The following is a 22,074-nucleotide window of genomic DNA, read 5'->3' on the forward strand; positions in this document are numbered from 1 at the left end:
CCCCTGCTCCTGACCGGCATCGACGTCGGCGTGATCCGGCCCGACCTCGCCGAACGGCTCCTGCCACTCCGCCTGGAACGCCCCCGGGTCCGGCGGACCGAGGCGGAGCTGTGGTCCGACTTCGCAGAGGTGCTGCCCGTCATTCTCGGCTCGCTCCTGGACCTGACCGTGCAGGTGCGGGCGGCTGAGGCGGACATCCCGACCGACCTGCGCATGGCCGACTTCGCGCACCTGTGCGCGCAGCTCGACGCGGCCACCGGTCTGGGAGCGCTCGCCGCCTACCGGGCCAGCCTGGACGACCTCAACGACGACGTCATCGAGGGCGACCTGTTGGCACAGACCGTGCTCAAGCACGCCGCCGGCATCGACCCGGGCACCGAGCAGCGGATGACGTCAGCCGAATGGCTGCACTGCCTCACGGTCCTCTACACGGGCGAGGACTTCCGTCCCCTGCCCAAAGGGTGGCCGACCACCGGCAAGGTGCTCTCAGACCGCCTCAAGCGCCTTCAGCCCACCCTCGCCGCCCGGGGCGTACTCATCGACTGGGGACGCACCAACACATCCCGCTACATCGAGATCGCGCGACCGTCCGCCGCGCCGCCCTCGCCCGAGCAGGAAGCGGCCTTCTGACCGCGCGTCACCACGACCAGCCGCACAAGCAAGAGGAGCACCCGTCCCTGCGTGCTCCTCTTGCTGGTCGGCGGCGGCGCCGCCCTGCGAGGGGTCGCGCCGCGAAGCGGCTCCTTCTTCGCTCTCTGAGCCGCGCACCACAACAGACATCACCCTCTCTTTGTCCGAAGTAGAGAGACGCTGCGTCACCTGCGTCACCCGCACCCCGAAAAGGGCCGGTGACCTGCCGAAAGACAGGTGACGCAGACAGCCGAACCCTGCGTCACCCCGCGTCACCTGCGTCACCCGATGACGGGAGCCCGTGTCACCGGTGACGCACCCCCACCGTGCTGCGTCACCGCAAATCCGCAGGTCAAAGCGGTGAATGACGCAGATGACGCAGGTGACGCAGAAATCCGCACCTCGGACACACTCACCCCACCCCAAGGCCAGCCCAAGCGAGGAGTAGCAACGATGGCTCGCCCCAAGATGCTCAAGCTCCCCGAAGTTCTCGAAGAGATCGAGATGAGCCGCGCCGCCTTCTACCGCATGCGTGCCCGAGGCAAGGCGCCGAAGCTCATCAAGCTCCCCAATGGTCACCTCCGTTGCCGCCGCACCGACCTGGACGCGTGGTGGGCGTCCATGGAAGACACCGCCGCCTAGCCCCTTCCGGTACACACGAGACACGAGGGGCCCGCAGGAAGCGGGCCCCTCTGGAGTTTGCATGTCACCGACCTATGACGTCCGTCTCTACTCCATCGAGATCCGGAAGGACCGCCCGAAGCCATACCGCCTCCGCTGGCTGGTCGGGGAGCGCAAGCACTCCAAGAGCTACACGCTCAAAGTGCAGGCAGAGGGGCGCCGCTCGGAACTCATGTCCGCCGTACGGAGCGGGGACCAGTTCGACGAAGAGACGGGCCTGCCCGTATCCGAACTGCGCGCAAAACAGGGCTCCATCACCTGGTACGAGCACACCCGTACCTACGTCGACCGCAAGTGGGCACTGGCGCCAGCGAAGTCGCGGAAAAACTACGCCGACGCGCTAGCCACGATCACACCGGCACTCGTCAAGACGAAGACCGGGATGCCCGCCCCGGCACTACTGCGACGCGCCCTCTACGGGTGGGCGTACAACCGGAACCGCTGGAACGAGACTCCCCCGGACGACGTGGCCGGCGCCCTGGCATGGATCGCCAAGCACTCCATGCCGGTCTCCGCCCTGGAAGACCCCGCAACCGTCCGCCTGGCCCTGGACGCTCTCGCCCTGCGGCTGGACGGGAAGGAGGCTTCACCACGGACCGCGAAGCGAAAGCGGGCGTGCCTGAGTGACGTTCTCGGACTCGCCGTGGAAGAGCAGTACTTCACCATGCCGGTCAACCCGCTCTCGGCCGTGAAGTGGACTGCCCCGAAGGCTGTTGAGGCGGTGGACCCCGAGAGCGTCGCCAACCCTCGCCAGGTCCGCGCACTACTGGCGGGGGTACGCGAACAGGGGTCGCGCGGGCGGCATCTGGAAGCGTTTTTCGGATGCCTGTACTACGCGGCTATGCGTCCGGCTGAGGCTGCCGGACTGCGCGCGGGTCAGTGCCACCTTCCGGAGACAGGGTGGGGGATGCTCACCCTGCGCCAGGGGATCGTTCGAGCAGGGCGAAGCTGGACCAACGACGGGACGGCACACGAGACCCGCCACCTGAAGGCTCGCGCCAAGAAGGATTCCCGCCCGGTGCCAATCCCGCCGCACTTCGTCCGCATGCTCAGGGAGCACATCGCCACGCACGGCACGGCGCCCGACGGCCGGCTCTTCCGGACAAGCCGCAACGGCTTGCTTCAGGAGACCGGCTACGGGGAGGTCTGGGCAAAGGCTCGCCAAAATGTGCTGAGCGAAGTGGAGACGTCCTCACTGCTCGCCCGCCGCCCCTATGACCTGCGGCACGCCGGCGTCTCGTTCTGGCTCAGCTCCGGAGTGGACGCCATGGAGTGCGCCCGCCGCGCCGGACACAGCATCGCGGTACTGCACAAGGTGTACGCCAAGGTGCTTGATCAGACACGGGAACATGCCAACAGCCGTATCGACGCAGCACTTCGGGAGTGGAACGAGCCCGAGTGATCATGCTCACTCCCGGGGGACACCTGGGGGACACGCACTGATCAACAGTGGGATGTGGGCGATACGGGGTGAGACACGTCCGCGTCTCGTCCACGCTGGATCGAACAGGGCCGATCAACGAGAAACCCCCTCCGACCAGGCTAAGAACCTGTTCAGAGGGGGTCTTCCCCAGTGTGGCGGCGCCAGGATTCGAACCTGGGAAGGCTGAGCCGGCAGATTTACAGTCTGCTCCCTTTGGCCGCTCGGGCACACCGCCGGGGGTGATGCCGGTCGAACCGCTTTTCGGCGGTGCTCCCTGGCAACGACGTAAACAATACCCGATGCGGAGGGGTGCTTCGCCACTCCATTGATCGGCCCCTCGACGACGCGGGGTGGCTAGGCTGGTGCGGATGCGGTCCGGCCCTGTGCCGGGCTCGGCGGCCGCCGCCGCGCACGCCGACACGCACCCGATACACACCCGGACACAAGGAGCCACAGCACATGGCCGACTCCAGTTTCGACATCGTCTCGAAGGTCGAGCGGCAGGAGGTCGACAACGCCCTCAACCAGGCCGCCAAGGAGATCTCGCAGCGCTACGACTTCAAGGGCGTGGGCGCCTCCATCTCGTGGTCCGGCGAGAAGATCCTGATGGAGGCGAACTCCGAGGATCGGGTCAAGGCAATCCTCGACGTCTTCCAGTCCAAGCTGATCAAGCGCGGCATCTCTCTGAAGGCGCTCGACGCGGGCGAGCCCCAGCTCTCCGGCAAGGAGTACAAGATCTTCGCGTCGATCGAGGAGGGCATCTCCCAGGAGAACGCGAAGAAGGTGGCGAAGATCATCCGCGATGAGGGGCCGAAGGGCGTGAAGGCGCAGGTGCAGGGCGACGAGCTGCGCGTCAGCTCCAAGAGCCGCGACGACCTGCAGACCGTGATCGCACTCCTGAAGGGCAAGGACTTCGACTTCGCGCTGCAGTTCGTGAACTACCGGTAGGAGGGCATTCCACCGCGAGGAAGGGCGGGCACCCGACGGCGCCCGCCTTCCGTCGTGTCAGTCGCGCGAGTTGCCGAACAGGATGCGGTAGACGATCAGCAGGACCAGCGAGCCGCCGATCGCGGCGGCCCAGGTGGCGCCGTCGTAGAAGTGCTTGGACACCGGGTGGTCGAGCCAGCGGGCCGAGATCCAGCCGCCGATGAACGCGCCCGCGATGCCGATGAGGGTCGTGCCGATGAAACCGCCCGGGTCGCGCCCGGGCAGCAGGACCTTGGCGATGGCTCCGGCCAGAAGCCCGAGGATGATCCAACCGACGATGCTCATGCCGTGAACCTGCCCTTCCGTGCTGTGCCCGCACTGTCCGGTGCTTGAGAATTCGGTGAGGACCGGCTGTCCGGCGTGCACGTGTTCGTGCCTTGTTGATGAACGGGACGTCCCGGGCACACCCGGCGGTTGCATCGGTCAGTAGGGTCCAGCGCATGGCACTCTCCGGTTCTGAGCTGCGCCGCACCCTGGGGGTGCGAGACGCCGTGGTCGTCGGACTCGGCTCGATGGTCGGGGCAGGCGTCTTCTCCGCACTCGGGCCTGCGGCCCGCGCCGCCGGATCGGGCCTGCTGCTCGGGCTGGCCGTCGCGGCCCTGGTGGCCTACTGCAACGCCACCTCGTCCGCCCGGCTCGCGGCCCTGTATCCGGCCTCGGGCGGTACGTACGTGTACGGGAGAGAGCGCCTCGGGGTCTTCTGGGGCTACCTCGCGGGCTGGGCCTTCGTCGTGGGGAAGACCGCCTCCTGCGCGGCGATGGCACTCACCGTGGGCGCGTACGTCTGGCCGGGACACGCGCACGTGGTGGCGGTCGCGGCCGTCGTCGCGCTGACCGCCGTGAACTACGGCGGCATCCAGAAGTCCGCCTGGCTGACGCGGGTGATCGTGGCCGTGGTGCTGGCGGTCCTCGCCTCCGTGGTGGTCGTGTGCCTGGCGTCCGGACGGTCCGACGCGGGACGGCTGAGCATCGGGTTGTCGTCGGGCGGGGGCGGGGTGCTTCAGGCGGCCGGACTGCTCTTCTTCGCGTTCGCCGGGTACGCGCGGATCGCGACCCTCGGTGAGGAGGTGCGGGATCCGGCCCGCACCGTCCCCCGCGCGATCCCGCTGGCCCTCGGTATCGCGCTGGTGGTGTACGCGTGCGTGGCCGTCGCCGCCCTGTCCGTGCTCGGCGCGGGCCGGCTGGGGCACGCGGAGGCACCGCTGGCCGACGCGGTGCGGGCGGCGGGGGCGCCGGGGCTGGTGCCGGTGGTGCGGGCGGGGGCGGCCGTGGCCGCGCTGGGCTCGCTGCTCGCGTTGATCCTCGGCGTCTCGCGGACCACGCTGGCCATGGCACGCGACCGGCATCTGCCCGGGGCGCTGGCCGCCGTGCACCCGCGCTTCCAGGTTCCGTACCGCGCGGAGCTGGCGGTGGGTGCGGTCGTCGCCGTGGTGGCGGCGACCGTGGACGTACGGGGCGCCATCGGCTTCTCCTCCTTCGGTGTGCTGGCCTATTACGCGATCGCCAACGCGTCGGCCTGGACGCTGAGCCCGGCTCTGTGGGCCCGTGCGGTGCCGGCGGTGGGGCTGGTGGGGTGCGTGACGCTGGCGTTCGCCCTGCCGGCGGTCTCGGTGGCCGTGGGGGCGGGTGTGCTGGCGGTGGGAGTGCTGGCCTTCGCGGTACGGCGGTGGATGGGATTCGGTACCCATGATGCAGGCCGCCGCTGACAACCGGGCGGACCTGTGGACAACGAGCCGATTGTGGACAACTCGGCCCGGGTGGCGCCCGCCTGAAGGCCGGTCAGTGGAGGCGGACGGCTGTCAGCGCGTCACGAACGGCTCGTCCGACGGCACGATCTCGCGTCCCAGGGGGAACAGCGAGATGGGGATCAGTTTGAAGTTGGCGATCCCGAACGGGATGCCGATGATCGTGAGGCAGAGGGCGATACCGGTGACGATGTGGGCGATGGCCAGCCACCAGCCGGCGAGGATCAGCCACAGCACGTTGCCGACGCAGGAGGCGGCACCCGCGTCGCGGCGCTCGACCGTGGTGTACCCGAAGGGCCACAGTGCGTAGACGCCGATACGGAAAGCAGCGATGCCGAACGGGATGCCGATGATCGTGATACAGAGCAGCAGACCCGCGAGCAGGTAGCCGAGGAACAGCCAGAAGCCGCTCAGGATCAGCCAGATGACGTTCAGGATGGTTCTCACTGGTATCGACCTGCCATCTTCTCGAGCCGGGCGATGCGGTCCGCCATCGGCGGGTGGGTGGAGAACATCTTCGACAGGCCCTGTCCCGGGCGGAAGGGGTTCGCGATCATCATGTGGCTGGCGGTCTCGATGCGGGGCTCCGGGGGCAGCGGAAGCTGCTGGGTGCCGGACTCGAGCTTGCGCAGGGCACTGGCGAGGGCGAGCGGGTCACCGGTGAGCTGGGCCCCGGAGGCGTCCGCCTCGTACTCCCTGGAGCGGCTGATGGCCAGCTGGATCAGGCTGGCCGCGAGCGGGCCCAGGATCATGATCAGAAGCATGCCGAGCAGACCGGGGCCCTCGTCGTCGTCGGAGCGGCCGATCGGGATCAGCCAGGCGAAGTTGACCAGGAACATGATCACGGAGGCGAGCGCGCCGGCGACCGACGAGATGAGGATGTCGCGGTTGTAGACGTGGCTGAGCTCGTGGCCGATGACGCCGCGCAGCTCGCGCTCGTCCAGCATCCGCAGGATGCCTTCTGTGCAGCACACGGCGGCGTTGCGCGGGTTGCGGCCCGTGGCGAAGGCGTTCGGTGCCTCCGTCGGGGAGATGTACAGGCGTGGCATGGGCTGGCGGGCCTGGGTGGAGAGGTCGCGGACCATGCGGTACAGCCCGGGGGCCTCGAATTCGCTCACCGGGCGGGCGCGCATCGCGCGTAGCGCCAGCTTGTCGCTGTTCCAGTACGCGTACGCGTTCGTGCCGAGGGCGACGAGGACCGCGATGATCAGCCCCATGCGGCCGAAGAAGCTGCCGATGACGATGATGAGTGCGGACAGTCCCCCGAGGAGTACTGCGGTCCTGAGCCCGTTGTGCCGGCGGTGCACGGTGCGCCCTCCAAGTCGTGCATCAGGGGAACCCTTTGGTCCAGTGGACCCTCCCGCTCTGGTCAACGCCAGGTGGCCGCCGCGAGTTCCCTGCCACAGGCGGCGGCGCGTGTCGGCCGTACGGGTGACGTGCCCTTATGGCCCCACGCGCGTGGGCCACGAGTGCCCCGTGCGCGCGTGGCGAGTCATCCGAACAGGCCGGTGGCCGCGAAGCGCAGGACCAGCTGGGGTGCGCCGGAAAGGGCGACGCCGAGGACGCCGGTGAGGGCGAGCGCGGCGGTGAGGGGGGCCGGGATCCGGTGGCGGCCGGGCTCGCCCTCGGGAGCACGGAACAGCATGGCCGTCCACTGGAGGTAGTAGAACAGGGCGATCACCACGTTGACGGCCATGACGACGGCGAGCCAGCCGAGGCCCGCGTCGACGGCCGCGGAGAAGACGGTGACCTTGGCGAACAGGCCGATGACGCCCGGCGGCAGTCCGGCGAGGCACAGCAGGAAGAAGGCCAGGAGCAGGGCGGTCAGCGGGTTCGACGCGTAGAGGCCCCGGTAGTCGGTGATCCGGTTGAGGGGCCTGGTGCGGCCCACCAGCGCGGCCACGGCGAAGGCGCCGAGGTTCACGGCGGCGTACATCAGCGCGTAGGCGACGGTGGAGCCGATGGTCTTCTGGGCGTCCTTGGTGTATCCGGCGGCGGCGATCGGCACCAGCAGGTAGCCGGCCTGGCCGACGGAGGACCAGGCGAGCAGTCGTACGGCGCTGTACGCGCGCGTCGCCTGCTGCCGCAGGGCGCCGACGTTGCCGACGGTCATGGTGAGGGCGGCCAGCGCGGCGAGCGCGGGGCCCCAGACGTCGGCGTACGACGGGAAGGCGACGACGGTGACGAGGATCAGGCCGGAGAAGCCGACGGCCTTGCCGACGACCGACAGGTAGGCGGCGATGGGCAGGGGGGCTCCGACGTAGGTGTCGGGCACCCAGAAGTGGAAGGGGACGGCGGCCGTCTTGAAGGCGAAGCCGACCAGGGTGAGGACGACGCCGGTCTGGGCGAGGGTGTGGAGCTGTCCGTCGACGTGCTGAATCCGGTCGGCCACCTGGGTGAGGTAGAGGGTGCCGGTGGAGGCGTAGACGAAGCTGATGCCCATCAGGCTGACCGCGGTCGCGGTGACCGAGGACAGGAAGAACTTCAGGGCCGCTTCGGAGGAGCGGCGGTCGCCGTGCCGGATGCCTACGAGGGCGAAGGCGGGCAGGGAGGCGACCTCCAGGGCCACGATCAGGGTCGCGAGGTCGCGGGAGGCGGGCAGGAGGGCGGCGCCCGCTGCCGAGGAGAGCAGCAGGAACCAGTACTCCCCTTCGGGGACGCTCCGGTCCGCGTCCTTGAGCGTGGTGACCGACAGCAGGGCCGCGAGGAGGGCGCCGCCGAGCACGAGGAACTGGATGACGAGGGTGAACCGGTCGGCGGTGTAGCTGCACGCGTGCGTGGCCCCGGTGAGGCAGAAGGTGCTGCGGTCGCCGTCGAGGAGGGGCAGCAGCAGGAGGGCTGACGCGGCGAGTCCGGCGACGGACACCCAGCCGAGGACGGCCTTGCGGGTGTCCGGCACGAACAGGTCGGCGACGAGGACGGCGAGGGCGACGACGGCCGCGAGGGTGGGCGGGGCGATCGCGAGCCAGTCGACGGACTGGACGGCCGACTGGGCCAGGGCGCTCATCGGGTGCCTCCTGCGAGGAGCTGCTGCACGGCCGGGTCGGTCAGGCCGAGGAGGGCCTTCGGCCAGAGCCCGGCGACGACGGTGAGGGCGACGAGCGGGGTCCAGGCCGCGAACTCGTAGCCGTGGACGTCGGCGAGCTTGGGGAGGTCCTGCGGTGCGGCGCCCATGCAGACGCGGCGGACCACGACGAGCATGTACGCGGCCGTCAGCAGGGTGCCGAACGCGCCGATCGCCATGAAGGTGAGGAAGGCGGGGCGGCTGAGGTCGGCGGCGGGGTTGAACGCGCCGAACAGCGCGAGCATCTCCCCCCAGAACCCGGCGAGGCCGGGCAGGCCGAGCGAGGCGACGGCGCCGAAGGCGAGCAGGCCACCGAGGCGGGGGGCCTTGCCGTACAGCGCGCCGCCGGTCTGGAAAGGATTCGGCGCGGCGGAGCCGCTCGTTGAGGGGCGGTGGTCGGGCGACGGGAGGGCAAGGGTGTCGAGGTCGGTGCTGCCGGTGCGGTCCTTCAGCGCGCCGACCAGGAAGAAGAGGAGGCCGGTGATGAGGCCGTGGGCGATGTTGGCGAACAGAGCACCGTTGACCCCGGTCGGGGTGGTGGTGGCGATGCCGAGCAGGACGAAGCCCATGTGGCCGACGGAGGAGTAGGCGATGAGCCGCTTCAGGTCCCCCTTGGCACCTTGTTTGGCCAGGGCCAGACAGGCCAGGGACCCGTAGATGATCCCGACGACGGCGAAGGCGGCGAGGTAGGGCGCGAAGGTGTGGAAGCCGTCGGGTGCCACCGGCAGCAGAATTCGGACGAACCCGTACGTGCCCATCTTCAGCAGGACGCCGGCCAGCAGGACCGAGCCGACGGTGGGCGCGGCGGTGTGGGCGTCCGGCAGCCAGCTGTGCAGCGGCCACATCGGGGTCTTGACCGCGAGTCCGATCCCGATCGCCAGAACGGCGATGACCTGCACGGATGTGCTCAGCGACCGGCCGTTGTCAGTGGCGAGTGCCATCATGTCGAACGTGCCCGCCTTGATCCCGATCAGGAGCAGGCCGAGCAGCATGACCACGGATCCGAGCAGTGTGAAGAGGATGAACTTCCAGGCGGCCCGGGTCCGCCCTTCGCCGCCCCAGCGGGCGATGAGGAAGTACATCGGGATGAGCACCGTCTCGAACGCGAGGAAGAACAGCAGCAGGTCGAGGACGGCGAAGGTCGCGAGGGTGCCGGACTCGAGGACGAGCAGCAGTGCGACGAACGCCTTCGGGCTCGGGCCCGCGGGCGGCTTGAAGTACGAGTAGAGCGCGCAGAGGAAGGTCAGCAGCGCGGTCAGGACCAGAAGGGGGAGGGAGATGCCGTCGATGCCGAGGTGGATCCGCACGTCGAGTGCGGGGATCCAGCTGATGTCGGTCGTGGCCTGCATCTTCGACGGATGGTCGTGGTCGAAGCCGAGCGCGAGGACGATCGCGGCAATGAGGATCGCGGCGGTGACGGTGACGCCGTGCCGTAGTACGGCCTGCTCGGGCGACTTCCCCTTCAGACCGGGCGGGGCGGGCAGGAGGGCGGCGACGGCGCCGAGGAGGGGGCCGACGACGACGAATGCCAGAAGGAACTGCATCACGGACTCGTTGATATCGATCACGCCTGCTCACGCTCCCGAGGTGACGAGGAGGACGGCGACCGCCAGGACGACGGTGCCGGCGAGCAGCGCGCTCACATAGGTCTGGACGTTGCCGGTCTGGGCTCGCCGTACGGCGGCCCCGAGCAGGCGGGGCAGCGCGGCGGCGCCGCGTACGTAGGTGTCGACGACCTCGCGGTCCAGGAACCGGACGAGGCTCGCCCCGGCCTGGACCGGGCGGACGAACAGCACCGCATACACGGCGTCCAGGTGGAAGCCGACGGCCGCGTGCCGGTGCAGCGGACCGAGCAGCAGCCGTCCGGGATCGGCCGGGTCGGGCGCGTAGGCCACGTCTCCGTAGACGGGGGCGTGGCTGGCGATGGCCTCCGCCTCGACCAGTGCGGCGTCGCCCTCCGGGTGGGCGGCGACCGCGCCGAGCGGGGCGCGGGCTGCGAGTGCGGTGGTGCGCTGCCAGGCGCCGTAGGTGACGAGCCCGCCGACCAGGGCCAGGCCGGTGCCGAGGATGGACGTGAGGAGGGTCGGGGTGAGGCCACGCCCGTCGAACCAGCCGGGCAGCGTCCGGTAGGCGAAGGCGCCGAAGGCGAGGGACGGGACGGCGAGCACCCACAGCACCACGGTCATGCTGAGTGGCTGGCGGCCGTGCTCGGGGGCCTCGGCGCCGCGTCCACGGAAGGCCAGCAGCCACAGGCGGGTGGCGTAGGCGGCGGTGAGCAGGGCGGTGAGCAGGCCGGCGACGAGGATCAGCCAACCCGCGGCGGCGGGGGCGTGCTCGGTGTGGCCGGTGACGACGTGCTCGGCCGCGCCGAGGACGGACTCCTTGGAGAAGAAGCCGCTGAAGGGAGGGATCGCGGCGAGCGCGAGGAGCGCCACGGTCATCGTCCAGTAGGCGTCGGGGATGCGGTCGCGCAGGTGACTCATGCGGGACATGGCGGCCAGCGAGTTGGTGCCGGCGGCGTGGATGATCACGCCGGCCGCGAGGAACAGCAGCGCCTTGAAGGCGCCGTGCGAGAGGAGGTGGAAGACGGCGGCGCTTCGGTCGCCGACGGCCAGGGCGCCGGTCATGTAGCCGAGCTGGCCGATCGTCGAGTAGGCGAGGACCCGCTTGATGTCGTCCTGGGCGAGCGCGGCCAGGCCGGAACCGGTCATCGTGACGGCCGCCATGACGGCGAGTACGAGCATCGCGGCCGTGGAGGCCTCGAAGACCGGGAGGAGACGGGCGACGAAGTAGACGCCGGCGGCGACCATGGTCGCGGCGTGGATCAGCGCGGAGACGGGTGTGGGGCCCGCCATCGCGTCGGGAAGCCAGGTGTGGAGCGGGAACTGCGCCGACTTGCCGGCCACGCCCGCCAGGAGCAGCAGGGCGATCAGCGTCGGGTGGTGGAGGCCGCCGCTCGCGACGGTTCCGAGGACGCGGGTGATCCGGAAGGACCCGGCGTCGGTGCCGAGCGCGAACAGGCCGATGAGGAAGGGGACGTCGCCGAGCTTGGTGACCAGGAAGGCCTTGATGGAGGCGGCACGGGCTTCCGGGGTCTCCCAGTAGTGGCCGACGAGGAAGTAGGAGCAGATGCCCATGACTTCCCAGCCGACCAGCAGCACGATCAGGTCGCCCGAGTAGACGACCAGGAACATCGCGGAGGTGAAAAGGGAGACGAGGGCCGCGTACGAGGGGTAGCGCGGGTCGTCGCGCAGGTAGCCGGTCGAGTAGACCTGCACGCAGGTGGCGACCACGGCGACCAGGACCGCGACGAGGGCAGCGAAGCCGTTGACGTAGAGGGCCAGTTCGATCGGTACGGAGCCGGTGGGCGTCAGCTCGGTGGCGGAGGTGATCGCCTGGCCACCGCCCTGGCGGACGGCGACGAGCACGGCCAGTACCAGGGCGACCAGGGTCGGCAGGACGGCGAGCGGGCGGACGAATCCGGGGGCCGTGCGGCCCAGCAGCAGGCCGGCCGCCGCACCCAGGAACGGAAGGAGGGGGACGAGGACGGCGAGGGTGGTCGTACTCACGCGGTGGCCTCAGCCTTCTCGGCCGCGGGGTTGTCGCTGTCGGGGCCGTCTTCACCGTGGCCCTCGGCGGTGTCGCGGAGACGGTCGATGTCGGAGGTGCCGCGGTTGCGGTACACGGAGAGGACGATCGCCAGGCCGATGCCGATCTCGGCGGCGGCGATGGCGATGGTGAACAGGGTCAGGGCCTGGCCGGAGTGCAGGGTCTCCCGGGCGGTCTTGCTGAGCCAGACGTCGAAGGCGACCAGGTTGAGGTTGACGGCGTTGAGCATCAGCTCGACCGACATGAGGACCAGGATCGCGTTGCGGCGGGCGAGGACGCCGTACAGGCCGGTGCAGAACAGGAGGGCGGAGAGTACGGCGGGATAGGCGAGGTGCATCAGCGGACACCTTCCTTGTCGGCCTGGTCCTGCCGCGCGCCGGTGGCGTCCGGGGTGCCGGCCATGTCCTCCTTGGCCTTGCGGGACAGCACGATCGCGCCGACCAGGGCGGCGAGGAGGAGGACGGAGAGGGCCTCGAAGGGGAGGACCCAGTTCTGGAAGAGGCTCGCGCCGGTGACCTTCGTCGATCCGGCGGCCGGGCCGTCCAGGTCGATCCAGGTGGTGCGGAAGGCGTCGACGACCACCCAGACCAGGGCGGCCGCGGCGGCGACGGCCACGGTGAGGGCGGCCCAGCGGTTGCCGGAGTCGGCGTCCGGTGAGCGGCCGATGGGGGCCCTGGTGAGCATCAGGCCGAAGAGGAGGAGGACGACGACGGAACCGACGTAGATGAGGACCTGCACCCAGGCGATGAACTCGGCGGTGAGCAGGAGGTACTCCACGGCGAGGCCGCCGAGGGTGACGACCAGCCACAGGGCGGCGTGCACCAGTTTCCGGGTGGTGACGGTGACCAGCGCGGCACCGAAGGTGACCAGGCCGACGAGGAGGAAGGCGATCTCGACGCCGTTCGGGGAGAGGAAGCCGTGGGTTCCGGTGGCGGTGGGGCCGGCGGTGGTGACGGAGTGCGCCGTGACGAGGCCGGCGGCTGCGGCGAGGGTCATTCCGGGCCCTCCTGCCTCGGCTGGTCCGTCTGCTGCTTGGAGTCCCCCGCCGGCCGGGTCGGCTGCTCGGCCGCGCGTGCCTGCTCGTCGGCGAGCGGCTCGCCGGCGGCGACCTCCTGCTGGGCCGCCTCCTGCTGGGCCGCGAGCTTCTCGGCGGTCTTGCGGGCGGCGGCGATCTCCTTCGGCTCCTCAGCGCCGGGATCGAGGGCGGGCGGGGCCGGGACCGTCCACATCCACTCGCGGAGCTTGTCGCGTTCGTGGGTGAGGTCGCGGATGTCGCTCTCCGCGTACTCGAACTCCGGGGACCAGAACAGGGCGTCGAAAGGACAGACCTCGATGCAGATACCGCAGTACATGCACAGAGAGAAGTCGATGGCGAACCGGTCGAGGACGTTGCGGCTGCGTTCGCGGCCGCCGGGGGTCGCCGCCGGGACCGTCTCCTTGTGGGAGTCGATGTAGATGCACCAGTCCGGGCACTCACGGGCGCACAGCATGCAGACGGTGCAGTTCTCCTCGAACAGGCCGATGACGCCGCGAGTACGGGGCGGCAGGTCGGGCTGGACGTCCGGGTACTGCTCGGTGACGGTCTTCTTCGTCATCGTGCGGAGGGTGACGGCCAGGCCCTTGGCGAGGCCGGATCCGGGGACGGGGGCCACTAGGAGATCACCACCTTGACGATGCCGGTGAGGGCGATCTGGGCGAGGGAAAGGGGCACGAGGAGCGTCCAGGAGAGTTTCTGCAGCTGGTCCTCGCGCAGCCGCGGGTAGGTGACGCGGAGCCAGATCACGACGAAGGCGAGGATCGCGGTCTTCAGCAGGGTCCAGACCCAGCCGAGGCCGTCGGCGCCCCACGGGCCGTGCCAGCCGCCGAGGAAGAGGACGGTGGTCAGGCCGCACAGGACGACGATGCCGGCGTACTCGGCGAGCAGGAACAGGGCGAAGCGCAGGCCGGTGTACTCGGTGTACGCGCCGAAGATGATCTCCGAGTCGGCGACGGGCATGTCGAAGGGCGGGCGCTGCAGCTCGGCCAGTCCCGCCACGAAGAAGACGACCGCGCCGACGATCTGCCAGGGCAGCCACCACCAGTGGAAGGCGTGGAGGATCCCGGGGATCGACACGGTCCCCGCAGCCATGGCCACCGAGGCGGCGGTCAGGAGCATCGGGAGTTCGTAGGCGAGGAGCTGGGCGGCGGTGCGCAGTCCGCCGAGGAGGGAGAACTTGTTGGCGCTGGCCCAGCCGGCCATGAGCGAGCCGAGGACACCGACGCCCATCACCGCGAGCACGAAGAACACGCCGGCGTCCAGCACCTGGCCGACCGCGCTCTCGCTCGGGCCGATCGGGATGGCGAGGAGCACCAGGAGGTACGGCAGGAGGGCCACGGCGGGCGCCAGCTGGAAGATACGGCGGTCCGCGCCCGCGGGGACGACGTCCTCCTTCTGCGCGAACTTCACGCCGTCCGCGATGAGCTGCGCCCAGCCGTGGAAGCCGCCCGCGTACATCGGGCCGAGGCGGCCCTGCATATGGGCCATCACCTTGTGCTCGGTCTGTCCGACGATCAGGGGGAAGGTGAGGAAGACGACGAACACGACCAGGAGTCGCAGGGCGACGTCGAGCGCGTCGTTCACTGCGGGCCTCCTGAGGAGTCGTTGCGGGCGTCCCCGGGCGAGGACCCCTCGCCGGGTCCGTTCCCTGGCTCGGTCTCGGGTCCCCTCCCGCGCTTGGTCTCAGGCTCGGTCCCCGTCTCGGGCTCTGGCCGGGTTCCGGTCTCGGGCTCTGGCCCGCTCCCGTTCCCGGGCTCGGGCGCCGTCTCGGTGCCGGGTTCCGGTGCGCGCCTCGCCTCCGGCTCGTCGAAAGCCGGGCGGGCGTGGTGCCAGGGTGCGTCCGAGCTGTGGGGGGCGGCGGCGCGCGGGGAGGGCGGGGCGGAGGTGCCCGGCGGTGTCGCGGTCGGCTCCGCCGGTTCCGCACCCTGCGCACGCTGCGAGGCGGACCCTCCGCTCGCGCTGCGCGCCCGGCGCGGCCCGGCCGGCCCGGCGGCGTCCCGCTGGCTCGTCGACCCCTCCGACGCGCTACGCGCCCGGCGAGGTGTCGTAGGTGCCGACTCCGTCGCCGGGGCCTGGCTCACCGAGCCCTCCCCGGCCGTGCGGGTCCGCCGTACCGGCCGTTCGCCCGCAGCGCGCACCGGCCGTTCTCCGGCGGCCGCCGCGCGGCCCGCACCCCGGGCCGGGCGGGCCGGGGCAGGGGGGAGCTGGCCCTTGAGCGGACCCCACTCGTTCGGGTCGGGGACGCCGGGGGGAAGCATCTGGCGGCGCTTGGGGCCGCCGTGGTCCGATTCGCCGGGTTCCTTCGCGCCCGGCCAGGCCTTGGCGACCCGGGCGGCCAGGACGAAGTCCTTGCGCAGGGGGTGGCCCTCGAAGTTCTCGGGGAGGAGGAGGTGTTCCAGGGCGGGATGGCCATCGAACCGGATACCGAACATCTCGTGCGTCTCGCGCTCGTGCCAGGCCGCGCCCGCGTACACGCCGACCGCGGAGGCCAGCGCCGGCGCCTCGTGCGGGACCGTGGTGCGCAGCAGCAGACGGCGGACCGGGGAGAGGGCGACGACGTGCGCCGCCACGCGGAAGCCCGTGCCCGGTTCGTCGACCGCGCTCAGCCAGTCGAAGTAGGTGCAGGACAGGGTCGTACGCGCCGTTTCCAACGCGGGGATCCAGGAGGACGGCGGCACGTCGACCGTCAGGACCTCGTAGGACTCCTCGGCCGTCGCCTGCGCACCGAAGAGATCCTCGACGGGGGCGGGGAGCCAGCCGACGGTGCTCATCGGGCGTCGACCCCCTTGTCGGACCCGTCGGACCCGTCGGACCCGTCGGACCCGTCGGACCCGTCGGACCCGTCGGACGGCTGCGCCGGGGGTCGTACGAGGCCGCTCTGGAGTGCCGCAGCCGAGGGGCGTGCGGCTTCGCCGGTGCCGTAGCGCTCGCCGAGCGACTCCCGGGCGATCTTCTCCTGGAGCTTGAGGATGCCCTGCAGGAGGGCCTCGGGCCGGGGCGGGCAGCCGGGAACGTACACGTCGACGGGGATGATCTGGTCGACGCCCTTGGTCACCGAGTACGAGTCCCAGTACGGTCCGCCGCAGTTGCTGCACGCGCCGAAGGAGATGACGTACTTCGGCTCGGGCATCTGCTCGTAGAGGCGCTTGACGGCCGGGGCCATCTTGTCCGTGACCGTGCCGGAGACCACCATGAGGTCGGCCTGGCGGGGGCCCGGTGCGAACGGGATGACGCCGAGCCGGATGAAGTCGTGGCGGGCCATGGAAGCGGCGATGAACTCGATCGCGCAGCAGGCGAGGCCGAAGTTGAAGACCCACAGTGAGTAGCGGCGGCCCCAGTTGAGGACCACCTTCATCGGCTCGGGGGCCAGCCGGGCGAGCGCGCCCAGCCGCTTCGGCTCTGGGAGCAGAACGGGCTCGGAAGGAGTGGGGGTCACGTCCATGCCAGGACGCCCTTCTTGTATGCGTACAGCAGGCCGACGGCGAGGAAGCCGAGGAAGACGAACATCTCCACCAGCGTCGTCGCGCCGTAGCCGGGAGCGGCGAAGACCGTCGCCCAGGGGAACAGGAAGATCGAGTCGACCGCGAAGATCACGTAGAGGAAGGCGTAGACGTAGTAGCGGACCTGGGTGTGGGCCCAGCCCTCGCCGACGGGGTCCACGCCGCACTCGTAGGTCAGCAGTTTCTCCGGGGTGGGGACGACCGGTCGCAGCAGACGGCCGGCCCCGAAGGCGACCGCGACGAACAGCACGCCGACCAGGGCGAGCAGTCCGACGACCGAATAGGACCGGAAGTAGTCCGCCGCGACGACGGTCGAGCCCCCCAATGTCTCCCGCACCGTGCGTCCCCTCGCTCCCTGACCTGGTGACTGTGGCGAATCGTGAACCGTGGTCATCGTGGACCGTGGTGGTTGACGCGATCCGACGATGTGTACGCACGGGAGTCTAGGCCCTGATAAAGAGAGGGTAAGCAGCCCGTCACCGCCTGAGACGGGGTGGGCAGGGCGAGGGTGGGGTTTTCCCCCGCCCACGGCGGCGGCGGACCTCATGGCGCCGCGGCGCCGGGCACGGCACGCTACGCCGTATGACCGCACCCGACTCGACTGCCGACGAGCGCAATCTGCCGCCGGCGCGCTTCGCCTACGACAAGCACACCTGGAAGGAGATCGCCCATCTCCTGGTCAACCTGCCGGTGGCGCTCCTCGGCTTCGCCTACGTCTTCGGCGTGCTGCTGGTCAGCGGCGTCCTGACCCTGACCGTGGTCGGGCTCCCGCTACTCACGTTCAGTCTGCTGGGCGCGCGTCAGCTGGGGAAGCTGGAGCGGGGCCGGGCGCGGGTGCTCCTCGGCGTCCGGGTGGAGGAGCCGACCCCGCTGCCGCTCAGGAAGAGCGGCGGGCTGTTACAGCGGCTGTGGATGGCGCTGAAGGATCCGGTCGGCTGGCGCACGCTGCTGTACGACTTCATCCGGCTGCCCTGGGGCATCCTCACCTTCGTCACCACCCTGACCTCGCTGTTCGTGCTGTGGCCGGTGCTGCCGTTCATCGCGAGGGGCCTGGCGAACGCGGACCGAGCGATGGTGCGCGGGCTGTTGTCACCCTCGAATGAGCTCGAACGCCGTATCGCCGAACTGGAGTCCGACCGTGGGGTGGTGGTGGACACGGCGGCGGCGGACCTGCGGCGCATCGAGCGTGACCTCCACGACGGCGCGCAGGCCCGTCTGGTCAACCTGGCCATGGGGCTCGGCCTGGCGAAGGAGAAGCTGCTGGAGGATCCCGACTCGGCGGCCGCCATGGTCGCGGAGGCACACGGCGAGGTGAAACTGGCGCTGCAGGAGCTGCGCGATCTGGCCCGGGGCATCCACCCGGCCGTCCTCACCGACCGCGGCCTGGACGCCGCCCTGTCCTCGGTCGCCTCCCGCTGCACCGTGCCGGTGAAGGTGACCGCCGAACTGACGGAGCGGCCCGCTGCCGCGATCGAGGGCATCGCCTACTTCACGGTCTCCGAGCTGCTGCAGAACGTCAGCAAGCACAGCGGGGCGAGGTCCGCCTCCGTCGAGGTGTGGCGGTCCGGGGACCGGCTGCTGATCCAGGTCCGGGACGACGGGCGCGGTGGCGCGCGGCTGGACGGCGGCACCGGGATGCGGGGGCTCGCGGAGCGGCTCGGTGCCGTCGACGGGCTGTTCGTCGTCGACTCGCCGCCGGGCGGCCCCACCACCGTCACCGCCGAGCTGCCCTGGCGGGACCGGACGGAACCCCCCGGCCGTGGGTAGGGAAAACCCCCCACCGAAGACGCCGACGGCCTCCATGGCCCGTCGACCTGCGCCGCAGCAGTCTGGACGTACGGCAGGACAGCCGTCGGACGAGGAGAACGGGACGACACCGATGACCATGGGGTACGGACAGGAGCACGGGCAGGGCTACGGGTACGACGACCGGCCCGGACCCCGCGGCACCGACGACTGGGGTCACCGCCGGCACCGGCTGCCCGCCGCGCTGCGGACCCCTTGGGAGGCGCGCAGCTGGCGCGAGTTCGGCTACGTCCTGCTGAACCTGCCGGTCGCGGTCGTGACGTTCACGTACGCCGTCACCATGGTGGCGCTGGGCGCGGGCCTGCTGGTGACGTTCCTCGGCATCCCGGTGCTGGCCGGCGCGCTGGCGGGGTGCCGGGGCATCGGGGAGCTGGAGCGGGCGCGGGCGCGCGGGCTGCTCCGGCTGGAGGTGGCCGACCCCGAGCCGCTGCAGGTGCGCAAGAACGGTGCGCTGGCCTGGATGGGGGCGGTCCTGAAGAGCGGCACGTCCTGGCGGCACCTGCTGTACACGCTGCTGCACTTCCCGTGGGCGGTGTTCTCGTTCTCCGTCGCCGTCACCTTCTGGACGTGCGGCTGGGCGCTGCTCACGTACCCGCTGTGGTTCTGGGTGTTCCCGATGTACGGCGGGCAGGGCGGCCTGCAGCTCTACGGCGACACCCACCACAGCGTCTACCTCGACAACCCGTTCGAGATCGCGGTGACCGCGCTGGTCGGGCTGCTCTTCACGCTCGCCACGCCGTGGATCGTCCGGGCCCTGACGATGGTGGACCGGTTGCTGGTGCTGGGGCTGCTCGGGCCGTCGCGGCTGGCGAAGCGGGTGGTGGAGCTGGAGTCGGACCGGGGTGTCGTGGTCGACACGGCGGCGGCCGACCTGCGGCGCATCGAGCGTGACCTGCACGACGGCGCGCAGGCCCGTCTGGTGGCGCTGGCCATGGACCTCGGGCTGGCGAAGGAGAAACTCACCGAGGACCCGAAGGCTGTGGCCCGGATGGTCGAGGACGCGCACGGCGAGGTGAAGACGGCGCTGCAGGAGCTGCGCGATCTGGCTCGGGGCATCCATCCGGCCGTACTCACCGACCGCGGCCTGGACGCCGCCCTGTCCTCCGTCGCCTCCCGCTGCACGGTGCCCGTCCAGGTCGAGGTGGAACTCGCCGAACGGCCCGCCCCGGCCATCGAGGGGATCGCCTACTTCACGGTCTCCGAGCTGCTGCAGAACGTCAGCAAGCACGCCCGGGCCTCGTCGGCCACCGTGGACGTGTGGCGGTCGGAGGACCGGCTGCTGCTCCAGGTCGTGGACGACGGGCTCGGTGGGGCCGACGTGTCCGCCGGCTCGGGGCTCGCCGGGCTGGCCGAGCGGCTGGACGCGGTGGACGGGATCCTCGTCGTGGACTCCCCGGCCGGCGGCCCCACCCGGGTGACGGCGGAGCTGCCCTGGCGCCGCTGACCGCCTACCGCCTACCGCCTACCGCTGACCGGCGGCCGGCGGCCGGCGGCCGGCGGCCGGCGGCCGGCGGCCGACGAGGAAATCCCCTTGTCCGGCCACGGCCCGCTCCCGATGCTGGAATGCTGAACCTTCACAGGAACAGACGGGGACGGCGGGCGTGGGGGGCCGGAAGATCGTGGAGAACAAGGTGCGGGTGGTCATCGCCGAGGATTCAGTGCTGCTCAGGGAGGGCCTGACCCGGTTGCTGACCGATCGCGGACACGAGGTCGTTGCCGGTGTGGGGGACGCCGAGGCGCTGATCAAGACCATCGCCGACCTGGAGGCGCAGGGCACCCTGCCCGACGTGGTGGTCGCCGACGTCCGGATGCCGCCGACCCACACCGACGAGGGTGTCCGGGCCGCCGTACGGCTGCGCAGGGCGCATCCCGGACTGGGTGTGCTGGTGCTGTCACAGTACGTGGAGGAGCGCTACGCCACCGAACTGCTGGCCGGTTCCAGCAACGGCGTCGGCTACCTGCTCAAGGACCGCGTCGCCGAGGTGCGCGAGTTCGTGGACGCGGTGGTGCGGGTGGCGGGTGGCGGTACGGCGCTGGACCCGGAGGTGGTCGCGCAGCTGCTCGGGCGCAGCCGCAAGCAGGACGTGCTCGCCGGCCTCACCCCGCGGGAGCGGGAGGTTCTGGGGCTGATGGCCGAGGGCCGGACGAACTCGGCGGTCGCCCGGCAGCTGGTGGTCAGCGACGGAGCCGTGGAGAAACACGTCAGCAACATCTTCCTGAAGCTGGGGCTGTCGCCGAGCGACGGCGACCACCGGCGTGTGCTGGCGGTCCTCACGTACCTGAACTCATGACCGGGCCGGTCCCCGGCGAATCGCCGTCCATCATGCGAATGGCCGAGGGAAGGCGACCCTAAGCGACGTAGGGTTGATCCTGGGAAGGTCCACGGGACGACCACGCCCCGGACAGCCGCCTCGAGGAGGTCCAGTTCAGTGACCAGCCAGGTCAGCAGCGCAGCGGAACAGGCCGACGGAGCCGTCGTGGGAGAGCAGCGCAAACCGGCGGGAGTGAAGGACGTCCGCCGCCTCGACCGAGTGATCATCCGGTTCGCGGGTGATTCGGGTGATGGTATGCAGCTCACGGGTGACCGGTTCACGTCGGAGACGGCGTCGTTCGGGAACGACCTGTCGACGTTGCCGAACTTTCCGGCGGAGATCCGTGCTCCTGCCGGGACTCTGCCGGGTGTGTCGTCGTTCCAGCTGCATTTCGCCGATCATGACATTCTCACGCCGGGTGATGCGCCGAATGTGCTGGTGGCGATGAACCCGGCCGCGTTGAAGGCGAACATCGGTGATCTGCCGCGGGGTGCGGAGATCATTGTCAACACGGACGAGTTCACCAGGCGGGCTTTGCAGAAGGTCGGCTATGCGTCCGATCCGTTGGAGGACGGTTCGCTGGACGGTTACGGCGTGCATCCGGTGCCGCTGACGACGCTCACGGTGGAGGCGCTCAAGGAGTTCGCTCTGTCCCGTAAGGAGGCCGAGCGCAGCAAGAACATGTTCGCGCTGGGCCTGTTGTCGTGGATGTATCACCGGCCGACGGAGGGTACGGAAAACTTCCTGAAGTCGAAGTTCGCGGGGAAGCCGGAGATTGCGGCGGCGAACATCGCGGCGTTTAGGGCGGGCTGGAACTTCGGGGAGACGACGGAGGATTTCGCGGTCTCCTACGAGGTCGCTCCGGCCGCCAAAGCCTTCCCCGTCGGCACCTACCGCAACATCTCGGGGAATCTGGCGCTGGCCTACGGGCTGGTGGCGGCGTCGCGGCAGGCGGATCTGCCGTTGTTCCTGGGTTCGTATCCGATCACGCCGGCCTCGGACATTCTGCATGAGCTGAGCCGGCACAAGAACTTCGGTGTGCGCACGTTCCAGGCGGAGGACGAGATCGCGGGGATCGGGGCGGCGTTGGGTGCGGCGTTCGGCGGGTCGCTGGCGGTGACGACGACGTCTGGTCCGGGGGTGGCGCTCAAGAGCGAGACGGTTGGTCTGGCGGTGTCGCTGGAGTTGCCGTTGCTGGTGGTGGACATCCAGCGCGGCGGTCCGTCGACGGGGTTGCCGACCAAGACGGAGCAGGCGGATCTGCTGCAGGCGATGTTCGGC

The 22,074-nt window shown here is 70.4% G+C and carries 21 protein-coding genes, 1 tRNA gene and 1 pseudogene; 9 read left to right on the plus strand and 14 right to left on the minus strand.

Features of this window, described 5'->3' with window-relative positions:
* The 3 genes and pseudogenes from ACFYZQ_RS39670 to ACFYZQ_RS39680 all read left to right on the plus strand — a co-directional run.
* Positions 1-630 (plus strand): annotated as a pseudogene (locus tag ACFYZQ_RS39670) (ATP-binding protein); the annotation flags it as partial.
* Positions 631-1,083: 453 nt separating this feature from the next.
* Complete coding sequence (locus ACFYZQ_RS39675; RefSeq protein WP_389159093.1) at positions 1,084-1,272, plus strand: helix-turn-helix transcriptional regulator; 189 nt, start codon at positions 1,084-1,086, stop codon at positions 1,270-1,272.
* A 61-nt stretch (positions 1,273-1,333) separates the two neighbouring features.
* Positions 1,334-2,713, plus strand: a complete 1,380-nt coding sequence (locus ACFYZQ_RS39680) for a tyrosine-type recombinase/integrase (protein WP_389159095.1) — start codon at positions 1,334-1,336, stop codon at positions 2,711-2,713.
* Positions 2,714-2,887: 174 nt separating this feature from the next.
* Here the strand turns inward: ACFYZQ_RS39680 and ACFYZQ_RS39685 are convergent.
* A tRNA-Tyr gene (locus ACFYZQ_RS39685) sits at positions 2,888-2,969 on the minus strand.
* Between the two features lie 224 nt (positions 2,970-3,193).
* On the opposite strand from ACFYZQ_RS39685, the gene ACFYZQ_RS39690 reads away from it, so the two are divergent.
* Positions 3,194-3,682 carry a YajQ family cyclic di-GMP-binding protein gene (locus ACFYZQ_RS39690; protein ID WP_152778272.1) on the plus strand — a complete coding sequence of 163 codons (489 nt, stop codon included), beginning with the start codon at positions 3,194-3,196 and terminating at the stop codon, positions 3,680-3,682.
* A 57-nt stretch (positions 3,683-3,739) separates the two neighbouring features.
* On the opposite strand, the gene ACFYZQ_RS39695 is transcribed toward ACFYZQ_RS39690, so the two are convergent.
* A complete protein-coding gene (locus ACFYZQ_RS39695; protein WP_388798409.1) occupies positions 3,740-4,006 on the minus strand; it encodes a GlsB/YeaQ/YmgE family stress response membrane protein in 267 nt (88 codons plus the stop codon).
* 155 nt (positions 4,007-4,161) lie between these two features.
* Here ACFYZQ_RS39695 and ACFYZQ_RS39700 point away from each other — a divergent pair, with 155 nt between their 5' ends.
* Positions 4,162-5,427: an APC family permease gene (locus ACFYZQ_RS39700; protein WP_389159097.1), complete on the plus strand. Its 1,266-nt coding sequence runs from the start codon at positions 4,162-4,164 to the stop codon at positions 5,425-5,427.
* A 93-nt stretch (positions 5,428-5,520) separates the two neighbouring features.
* Here ACFYZQ_RS39700 and ACFYZQ_RS39705 read toward each other — a convergent pair whose 3' ends face one another.
* From ACFYZQ_RS39705 to ACFYZQ_RS39760, 12 genes are all read right to left on the minus strand, one after another.
* Complete coding sequence (locus tag ACFYZQ_RS39705; protein ID WP_389159099.1) at positions 5,521-5,913, minus strand: YccF domain-containing protein; 393 nt, start codon at positions 5,911-5,913, stop codon at positions 5,521-5,523.
* Entirely contained in the window at positions 5,910-6,773 is an 864-nt protein-coding gene (htpX, locus tag ACFYZQ_RS39710; RefSeq protein WP_389159101.1) for a zinc metalloprotease HtpX, read from the minus strand. The genes ACFYZQ_RS39705 and htpX overlap by 4 nt, the downstream gene beginning before the upstream one ends.
* 185 nt (positions 6,774-6,958) lie before the next feature.
* A complete protein-coding gene (locus ACFYZQ_RS39715; RefSeq protein ID WP_389159103.1) occupies positions 6,959-8,473 on the minus strand; it encodes an NADH-quinone oxidoreductase subunit N in 1,515 nt (504 codons plus the stop codon).
* The gene (locus ACFYZQ_RS39720) at positions 8,470-10,098 is read right to left on the minus strand and encodes a NuoM family protein (RefSeq protein ID WP_389159105.1); all 1,629 of its coding nucleotides are present in this window, start codon (positions 10,096-10,098) and stop codon (positions 8,470-8,472) included. Before ACFYZQ_RS39720 ends, ACFYZQ_RS39715 begins: the two co-directional genes overlap by 4 nt.
* Positions 10,099-10,104: 6 nt before the next feature.
* Positions 10,105-12,099: an NADH-quinone oxidoreductase subunit L gene (locus ACFYZQ_RS39725; RefSeq protein ID WP_389159107.1), complete on the minus strand. Its 1,995-nt coding sequence runs from the start codon at positions 12,097-12,099 to the stop codon at positions 10,105-10,107.
* A complete protein-coding gene (nuoK, locus tag ACFYZQ_RS39730; RefSeq protein WP_389159109.1) occupies positions 12,096-12,476 on the minus strand; it encodes an NADH-quinone oxidoreductase subunit NuoK in 381 nt (126 codons plus the stop codon). Before nuoK ends, ACFYZQ_RS39725 begins: the two co-directional genes overlap by 4 nt.
* Positions 12,476-13,135 carry an NADH-quinone oxidoreductase subunit J gene (locus ACFYZQ_RS39735; RefSeq protein WP_389159111.1) on the minus strand — a complete coding sequence of 220 codons (660 nt, stop codon included), beginning with the start codon at positions 13,133-13,135 and terminating at the stop codon, positions 12,476-12,478. The genes nuoK and ACFYZQ_RS39735 overlap by 1 nt, the downstream gene beginning before the upstream one ends.
* Positions 13,132-13,791 carry a NuoI/complex I 23 kDa subunit family protein gene (locus ACFYZQ_RS39740; RefSeq protein ID WP_389159113.1) on the minus strand — a complete coding sequence of 220 codons (660 nt, stop codon included), beginning with the start codon at positions 13,789-13,791 and terminating at the stop codon, positions 13,132-13,134. Before ACFYZQ_RS39740 ends, ACFYZQ_RS39735 begins: the two co-directional genes overlap by 4 nt.
* A complete protein-coding gene (locus tag ACFYZQ_RS39745; protein WP_389159114.1) occupies positions 13,791-14,759 on the minus strand; it encodes an NADH-quinone oxidoreductase subunit H in 969 nt (322 codons plus the stop codon). The genes ACFYZQ_RS39740 and ACFYZQ_RS39745 overlap by 1 nt, the downstream gene beginning before the upstream one ends.
* Positions 14,756-15,946, minus strand: a complete 1,191-nt coding sequence (locus ACFYZQ_RS39750; protein WP_389159116.1) for an NADH-quinone oxidoreductase subunit C — start codon at positions 15,944-15,946, stop codon at positions 14,756-14,758. Before ACFYZQ_RS39750 ends, ACFYZQ_RS39745 begins: the two co-directional genes overlap by 4 nt.
* Positions 15,943-16,617: an NADH-quinone oxidoreductase subunit B gene (locus ACFYZQ_RS39755; protein WP_389159118.1), complete on the minus strand. Its 675-nt coding sequence runs from the start codon at positions 16,615-16,617 to the stop codon at positions 15,943-15,945. Before ACFYZQ_RS39755 ends, ACFYZQ_RS39750 begins: the two co-directional genes overlap by 4 nt.
* Positions 16,608-17,012, minus strand: coding sequence for an NADH-quinone oxidoreductase subunit A (locus tag ACFYZQ_RS39760; RefSeq protein WP_389159120.1), 405 nt, complete (start codon positions 17,010-17,012; stop codon positions 16,608-16,610). The genes ACFYZQ_RS39755 and ACFYZQ_RS39760 overlap by 10 nt, the downstream gene beginning before the upstream one ends.
* A 245-nt stretch (positions 17,013-17,257) precedes the next feature.
* Here ACFYZQ_RS39760 and ACFYZQ_RS39765 point away from each other — a divergent pair, with 245 nt between their 5' ends.
* The 4 genes from ACFYZQ_RS39765 to ACFYZQ_RS39780 form a co-directional block, all read left to right on the plus strand.
* Complete coding sequence (locus ACFYZQ_RS39765) at positions 17,258-18,442, plus strand: sensor histidine kinase (RefSeq protein WP_389159122.1); 1,185 nt, start codon at positions 17,258-17,260, stop codon at positions 18,440-18,442.
* Positions 18,443-18,554: 112 nt separating this feature from the next.
* Complete coding sequence (locus tag ACFYZQ_RS39770) at positions 18,555-19,925, plus strand: sensor histidine kinase (RefSeq protein WP_389159124.1); 1,371 nt, start codon at positions 18,555-18,557, stop codon at positions 19,923-19,925.
* Between the two features lie 187 nt (positions 19,926-20,112).
* Positions 20,113-20,772, plus strand: coding sequence for a LuxR C-terminal-related transcriptional regulator (locus tag ACFYZQ_RS39775; RefSeq protein ID WP_389159128.1), 660 nt, complete (start codon positions 20,113-20,115; stop codon positions 20,770-20,772).
* A 138-nt stretch (positions 20,773-20,910) separates the two neighbouring features.
* Positions 20,911-22,074 (plus strand): 2-oxoacid:acceptor oxidoreductase family protein (locus ACFYZQ_RS39780; protein WP_389159126.1); only part of this gene is annotated, 1,164 nt, incomplete at its 3' end.

The organism is Streptomyces sp. NPDC001843 (genome assembly GCF_042891955.1).
Classification (GTDB): domain Bacteria; phylum Actinomycetota; class Actinomycetes; order Streptomycetales; family Streptomycetaceae; genus Streptomyces.

Excerpts from the sequence above, each read along its gene's own strand:
- ACFYZQ_RS39675 (WP_389159093.1), top strand. The coding sequence starts at position 1,084 with ATGGCTCGCCCCAAGATGCTCAAGCTCCCCGAAGTTCTCGAAGAGATC.
- ACFYZQ_RS39680 (WP_389159095.1), top strand. The coding sequence starts at position 1,334 with ATGTCACCGACCTATGACGTCCGTCTCTACTCCATCGAGATCCGGAAG.
- ACFYZQ_RS39690 (WP_152778272.1), top strand. The coding sequence starts at position 3,194 with ATGGCCGACTCCAGTTTCGACATCGTCTCGAAGGTCGAGCGGCAGGAG.
- ACFYZQ_RS39695 (WP_388798409.1), bottom strand. The coding sequence starts at position 4,006 with ATGAGCATCGTCGGTTGGATCATCCTCGGGCTTCTGGCCGGAGCCATC.
- ACFYZQ_RS39700 (WP_389159097.1), top strand. The coding sequence starts at position 4,162 with ATGGCACTCTCCGGTTCTGAGCTGCGCCGCACCCTGGGGGTGCGAGAC.
- ACFYZQ_RS39715 (WP_389159103.1), bottom strand. The coding sequence starts at position 8,473 with ATGAGCGCCCTGGCCCAGTCGGCCGTCCAGTCCGTCGACTGGCTCGCG.
- nuoK (WP_389159109.1), bottom strand. The coding sequence starts at position 12,476 with ATGCACCTCGCCTATCCCGCCGTACTCTCCGCCCTCCTGTTCTGCACC.
- ACFYZQ_RS39735 (WP_389159111.1), bottom strand. The coding sequence starts at position 13,135 with ATGACCCTCGCCGCAGCCGCCGGCCTCGTCACGGCGCACTCCGTCACC.
- ACFYZQ_RS39750 (WP_389159116.1), bottom strand. The coding sequence starts at position 15,946 with ATGAGCACCGTCGGCTGGCTCCCCGCCCCCGTCGAGGATCTCTTCGGT.
- ACFYZQ_RS39755 (WP_389159118.1), bottom strand. The coding sequence starts at position 16,617 with ATGGACGTGACCCCCACTCCTTCCGAGCCCGTTCTGCTCCCAGAGCCG.
- ACFYZQ_RS39765 (WP_389159122.1), top strand. The coding sequence starts at position 17,258 with ATGACCGCACCCGACTCGACTGCCGACGAGCGCAATCTGCCGCCGGCG.
- ACFYZQ_RS39770 (WP_389159124.1), top strand. The coding sequence starts at position 18,555 with ATGACCATGGGGTACGGACAGGAGCACGGGCAGGGCTACGGGTACGAC.